At 43.0% G+C, this 5,953-nt stretch carries 8 protein-coding genes; 2 read left to right on the top strand and 6 right to left on the bottom strand.

The genetic code is table 11. The features are described from left to right. Window positions 1-22: 22 nt before the first annotated feature. Window positions 23-463 carry a response regulator gene (locus ACFQ2O_RS19270; RefSeq protein ID WP_377531849.1) on the top strand — a complete coding sequence of 147 codons (441 nt, stop codon included), beginning with the start codon at window positions 23-25 and terminating at the stop codon, window positions 461-463. Window positions 464-497: 34 nt separating this feature from the next. Here ACFQ2O_RS19270 and ACFQ2O_RS19275 read toward each other — a convergent pair whose 3' ends face one another. Genes ACFQ2O_RS19275 through ACFQ2O_RS19295 form a run of 5 tightly spaced genes read right to left on the bottom strand, consistent with a single transcriptional unit; the run spans window position 498 to window position 4,565 of the window. Then, window positions 498-1,850 (bottom strand): ATP-binding protein, encoded by a 1,353-nt coding sequence (locus ACFQ2O_RS19275; protein WP_377531852.1) that lies wholly within the window; start codon window positions 1,848-1,850, stop codon window positions 498-500. 5 nt (window positions 1,851-1,855) lie between these two features. Beyond that, on the bottom strand, window positions 1,856-2,890 hold the full coding sequence (locus ACFQ2O_RS19280; RefSeq protein WP_377531855.1) for an ATP-binding protein: 1,035 nt from the start codon (window positions 2,888-2,890) through the stop codon (window positions 1,856-1,858). After that, window positions 2,880-3,284: an anti-sigma regulatory factor gene (locus tag ACFQ2O_RS19285; RefSeq protein WP_377531857.1), complete on the bottom strand. Its 405-nt coding sequence runs from the start codon at window positions 3,282-3,284 to the stop codon at window positions 2,880-2,882. The genes ACFQ2O_RS19280 and ACFQ2O_RS19285 overlap by 11 nt, the downstream gene beginning before the upstream one ends. Beyond that, a complete protein-coding gene (locus tag ACFQ2O_RS19290) occupies window positions 3,277-3,684 on the bottom strand; it encodes an STAS domain-containing protein (RefSeq protein ID WP_377531860.1) in 408 nt (135 codons plus the stop codon). The genes ACFQ2O_RS19285 and ACFQ2O_RS19290 overlap by 8 nt, the downstream gene beginning before the upstream one ends. Window positions 3,685-3,692: 8 nt before the next feature. Continuing rightward, window positions 3,693-4,565: an STAS domain-containing protein gene (locus ACFQ2O_RS19295; protein WP_377531863.1), complete on the bottom strand. Its 873-nt coding sequence runs from the start codon at window positions 4,563-4,565 to the stop codon at window positions 3,693-3,695. Between the two features lie 394 nt (window positions 4,566-4,959). Between ACFQ2O_RS19295 and ACFQ2O_RS19300 the strand changes: the two genes are divergently transcribed. Then, a complete protein-coding gene (locus tag ACFQ2O_RS19300; protein ID WP_377531865.1) occupies window positions 4,960-5,433 on the top strand; it encodes a DUF4136 domain-containing protein in 474 nt (157 codons plus the stop codon). 125 nt (window positions 5,434-5,558) lie between these two features. Here ACFQ2O_RS19300 and ACFQ2O_RS19305 read toward each other — a convergent pair. Continuing rightward, the coding region (locus ACFQ2O_RS19305; protein ID WP_377531868.1) for a hypothetical protein at window positions 5,559-5,953 on the bottom strand (395 nt) is incomplete at its 5' end.

The raw sequence follows: 5,953 nt of genomic DNA on the forward strand, positions 1-5,953 counted from the left end.
CACCTATTATAAGAAATAAAAAATGCAGTCTTATAACACTCCGCTAGATCTTGTGCTGTTGGTAGATGATGATGATACTACCAATTTTTTAAATCAACGACTTCTGAACGAGATGAATATCTCTAAGGAAATTAAAGTTTTGAAGAATGGAAAAGAGGCTATAGATTATCTGGTAAAGGCTTACGGACCGGTGCAAATTGATGGTTTTAAACGACCTGATATTATATTCCTGGATATTAAGATGCCTGTAATGGATGGCTTCACTTTCCTGGATGAGTATCAGAAAAAAGGATTGGATGAAGCCAATTTGGTGATCATTCTGATGCTAACCTCTTCTGCCAGTTTCTATGATCTTGAGAAATTAAAAAATTACAGTAAAGTAAAGAAGCATTACTCAAAGGCGCTGACAAAGCATGATGTGCGAGAAATAATGAATGAATTTTATAAAGAAAAAGCTTTATAGCAATAAAAAAGGCGCTTACAAATAAGCGCCTTTTTTATTGCTCCTCCACTACTATTTCAGAGGCAGGCCATGTTAGTATAAAGCTGCTGCCACGGCCAGTAGACTCTACCCAAACCTTTCCACCTTTCTCTTCTACTAACTTACGGACAATAGATAAGCCAAGTCCAGTGCTATCGGAGCGATGCAAAGCACTGCCCGTATCATACATGTGAAAAATCTGCTTTTGCACCTGTACAGGTATGCCCGGGCCATTGTCTTTGATGATGAAGGTCAGCCATTCATCCAGAATGGAGCATGAGACAGTGACAACAGCATTTTCTGGCTGATCGTGAAATTTAATAGCGTTCCCGATGAGGTTGCTAAAAATCTGGAACAGGTATACTTCCTGAGAATACAGCACGGGGAGATTCTCGCTTATCTCAAATTTAAAAGAGGGCGGAACATCTAATGAACTAATAACCTGATGAATGAGGGTGTGCATTTCTAACACTTTTTTAGGCAGGTTATGGTGGCCTGATAGCGAGTAAGCAAGTATGCCGGTAATCAGCCTGTCCATCTTTTGTGTTTGCTGGCGCAGCATCGGAAACATAGCCTGTGCTTCGGTAGTATGATTGGCTTCCAGGCATGCTTCCAGGGCCGTTGTTAAGCCATTTATGTTTTGAAGCGGAGCTCGCAGGTCGTGTGAGACTGTATGGGCAAAGGCATCCAGGTTTAGGTTTATTTCCTGTAGCAGCTGATTTTTTTTGTCACGTTCTTCCAGCAATTGACTGATGTCCTGATTTGATTGCTGGAGCTGCCCGTTTAGCCTTCTGATTTCATATAGTTGCTGCTCGGCTTCCAGATTGCGCAGGTGCAACTTATCCATTACCTCCAGCAACTGCATGTTCTGTTTCTTTATCTCTGCATAAGGAGATATGTCTGCTTCATTTTTGAATTCTTCTGCCCAAACATCTAAAACTCCTTTGGAAACTGCAGCCCCTAAGGCAGGTAGTTTTTTGCGTAATACTACTCTTGTCCCTTTCTCAAACTCGCTTTCGATGCTGAACACGTCCACTAGCTTTTTGGAGTTTTGAATACCCGTGCCTCTGTTTCCCGGCAGAAAGTTTTGTCGGTTGAGTATCCACTCCAGGTTGCCAATGCCGCGGCCTCTGTCGCTTACAATTGCTTCCAGGTAATTAAAACCACCGTCCTCTAACATGTTAAACTGGATACTTCCGCTCCCAACATGCTCTACCACATTACGGCAAATTTCAGACACAGCGGTGGCAAACTTAGTTTGGTTTGCCTGTTGCATACCTAAACGTTCTGAGAGTTGCATAGCCCGCTTGTAGGCTAGTACCACATCCAATTCGTTATTGATATTGATTTTAAGTATAACTCGCTGCATCTATATTAAGCTTTACCTTTACAAACTACTACGAGTGTATCATCTGTTTGGCGGCAATACTCTTTATAAACTAGTGCGGCTGTGGTAGTGGCAAGGTGGCGGTTTAGAGAAGGGTACTTATGCAGATCCCATCTGGATTTTATGCCATCCGAGTGTACTATAAGCATTCTGTTACGTCCCCAGTCAAGGGCCTGGTTACTCAAAGTGTTTGGTATGTTATGCCCTAAGATACCGTTATAGGAAATAATGTTTTTATATCCCTGACCTGCCATAGAACCATCTGCGGAAAATAATTTTCCGGCTATATTGCCTATGCCACAGTAAGTCATTTTCTGGGTGTTACCGCTGATGCCAGCCATAAAACCTACCGCACCCCGGGTCCTTTTTATCTTCTCATGTATGTTTCTAAGCATTTGGTCAGGTGGTAGCAGGGGAGAGGTGTTAAACACCTCGCTAGCCTGCCGTGATGCCTCATGAGCATTACTACCGTGCCCAAGCCCATCTAAGGCCAACAGGTAAAGCTCAGGCCCGTTTTCGATAACAGCCAGGCCATCACCGCACATGGTTTCATTTGGTTTGGCAACCATTATGTAGCCTAACTCATGGCGCTTTGCCTGCTGAGCGCGTTGGTCATACTTACCGGCTTTGTATATTCTGGAAAGTATAATGGTGCCGATTTCTGGCTGAGTAAAAAGATCAAATACATCAGATTGCCTTTTGATTGCCCCAAGCCCTTCGCCGGCAGAACCAAAGGTAGAAACGCCATCCTCCTGCATACGAACAGGGTCACGCATGCCTTCGCCATTATCAAGACAGATGATCTCAATGCCTGTTTTCTCGATGGTGCGGACGAGCAATTCACCTCCTTTTGGCACATGCTTAACTAAGTTAGATGCCATCTCTGACACAACTATATTTACTTTGCCAACTTCACTGGCCGAAAAACCTTGTGCTTCAGCAATACGAGTGATGTCTCGCTTAGCTATACTTGCATATGATTTATCAGGAATAAGAAATTTCTGATGTTGTTTAACGTCCATTCTTCCAGTGGATTATAGTCACAGTGGTTCCCTCACCGCATTTGCTCACAATATCAAATTCGTTTACAAGGCGTTTGGCTCCCGGTAATCCAAGCCCTAGGCTCTTGCCTGTGGTAAATCCATCCTGCATGGCCAAAGACACATCTGCTATACCTGGTCCTTCGTCTACAAAGGCAAGCCTTACCCCAGACTGAGCATTTTTACTGATAATCTCCAGCCTTACATGGCCTCCACCTGCATACTTAAGCATGTTACGCACCAGTTCGCTCGCAGCGGTAATAAGTTTGGTTTGGTTTACAAGGCTCATACCTATTTTGGTGCTGTATTCACGCACTCTGTTTCGAAAAGGTACTACATCCTGCTCCCGCACGATTTGCATCGTGTCTTTAGTCATTACGATCATCTGCGCCCTCCTCGTCTTCTTCGGAATGATGGCTTAAATCGATTTTGGTATAGAGCAATTCCATTCCTTTTTCAACATCCAGGGCAGTATGAACCCCCTGTAGCGTAAGGCCCAGCTCTACCAGCGTAATGGCTACAGCAGGTTGCATGCCCACCACCACTGTTTCAGCATCCATAATGCGTGACATAGAGGCAATGTTGCCTAAAATCCGACCCATAAAAGAGTCTACTATGCTTACTACAGAAATATCAATTAAAACACCTCTTGCCCCGGTTTTACTTACCATAGATATCAGGTCGTTCTCCAGGTTAAGAGCAAGGCGGTCGTAAAGGTCTACTTGAATGGTAACCAACAGAAAGGGCCCCATTTTCAGGATTGGAATTCTTTCCATGGTGCTTATTATTTAGTAAAGTTAAAAGCTGCGGTTTTGTTAACCTTCCTAACCTCCACGTTACGCATGCTAAAAGCTAGTTGTAGTGCGCTGGCAAGTGTAGCTTTTGTCTTGATGTTAGATAAATCGATGCCCAGGTGCACAATAGTTTGTGCAATTTCGGCACGAATACCACTGATGATACATTCAGCACCCATCAGGCGTGTGGCACTTACAGTTTTGATCAGGTGTTGAGCCACCAGAGAATCTACTGCTGGTACGCCAGATATATCAAGTATAGCAATGCTGCTGCCTGTGTTTACAATCTCCTGTAGTAGGTTTTCCATTACTACCTGTGTGCGGGCGCTATCAAGAGTTCCAATTATCGGTAGCGCCAGAATGCCTTCCCATACACGTATTACTGGTGTTGAGATTTCGTTTATCTCATCGTTCTGGCGAAGTATAACTTCTTCACGGCCTTTGATGAACGTATCAAACGTTACCATACTCAGGTTGTCGAGCAGGTTATTTATGATGATCAGTTCCTTGTACAGTGTTTCCGGCTCATTCTGATACTCCTGTTCCAGTACAGAACAAATGGCTTGTTTTAGGCTAAGAACATACATGCCAGTTTCGCGGGGGCTAAAACCCTGGCGTGCTCTTGTGATGGAAATATCCGTCAATATATCTGTTACTTGTTCAAATTCAGGAGCGTATACATTGTCTATATTGCCGTTTGCCACAGCGCGGGCCAAACCACTTAATAGCTCGTCAGATTGGCGGTGCAGTTCGTCATTAGAAATCAGATCATCCCGAAGGGCCGCATCTTCTAACTGATTCTGTAACCAGATATCAAGAATGCTTTTCTTTTTGTTCAGTAGTAATTGAGCTGTTGTGTTCATAAAATGGCTATCAGAGCTTTCAATATATAAAAGTGGAAAATGAAGAGGGTGAATTTTGGCTTAAAGGTACACATTCTATAGACAAACATGGAGCGCAATTTTAAGTTAAATGGCGGCGCAAAGTGTAAACACCGGCAGGTTTAGCCCTGCATAATATCTCTTGTTACTTTTAGGCTTGTTTGAGCGATACCTTGAAGAGTGTTTTTATACTTCCTGAAAAGCTTTAGGTGCAGAGCATGATGTAATGAATATCGAAACTTAACATAGGCTTACGCATGACGTATAGCTAGTGTTTATACTGCCTAATGATATGTTTGCAATGCAAAACCGAAAGTTGATTTATTTGATTGTATGGACGAGTCTTATGATCGCTGGTTGTTCTCCTATTAGAATTTTGGACACTGAGTCTGATGCAGGTTTCAAATTGGGAAACTATACTTCCTTCGACTTTTATGAAGTGGAAGCTAGTGGGGAGGCTTTAGAACCATACGCTACACAGCTCGATTTTCTGAAGCAGGAAATCTCACAGCAGTTGCAGCAGCGCGGACTCACCAGAAACACCACCAATCCGGACCTGAAAATTAATCTCGGCATTGTAGTGTCTGAAGAAGTTCAAACACGTGAGACAAATATTCTGACGGACCCGCCATACTACATGGGGCAGCGCCGTTATACCTGGAAGAGCCGCGATGTGGAAGTTGGGCGCTACCAAAAAGGAACGCTGTCTTTGCACCTGGTAGATCATGCCGCCAACGAATTAGTTTGGGAAGGTGCAGCGGGAGGAGTAGTGCCAAGCGATAATACCTCTAAACTGCAAAAGCGAATAAGGCAGGGGGTAGCGCAGCTGGTGCAGAAGATTCCGCAGTAAGCTTCTGCTAATTCTGAACCGCAACTTCTAAATATTATGAAGGGGTATAGGCTTGAAGTTTAATTTGATCACAGGCAATTTGCAACGCAAAGTATGAGTGTATTTAATATAAAGCTAAACCATTCTTAACTTATTTCAAATATCCACTCTTCAGCACTTTCCAGATCATGAAAGCTTTGGTATTGTAGTTTGTCAATCATTATAGGTAATGCCTTCACACGAATTTGCTCCGCAACCATCTGCATAATAACATCACCTGACAAAATAGAAGCTGTTTTTTTTAGATTTGTTTGAGTGAGTAAAGGTGTGAATACATTTGTGAGCCACACCTGATCACTTACATTTGGTGCAGAATAGCGTGAAGCATCATAAATCCAAAAGAAAAGGTTGTGTTCTGTAATGAGTTTATGCGTGTACAACATACCTTCTCTGTACTCCTGGCTATTTACAGATCGTAGCCATTTACTTCTGATAGTGCCTGTTTGTGTATTTACCTGATAGTTAAGATAATCTTTATAAA

Source organism: Pontibacter rugosus (assembly GCF_042678745.1).
In the GTDB taxonomy this organism is placed as follows: domain Bacteria; phylum Bacteroidota; class Bacteroidia; order Cytophagales; family Hymenobacteraceae; genus Pontibacter; species Pontibacter rugosus.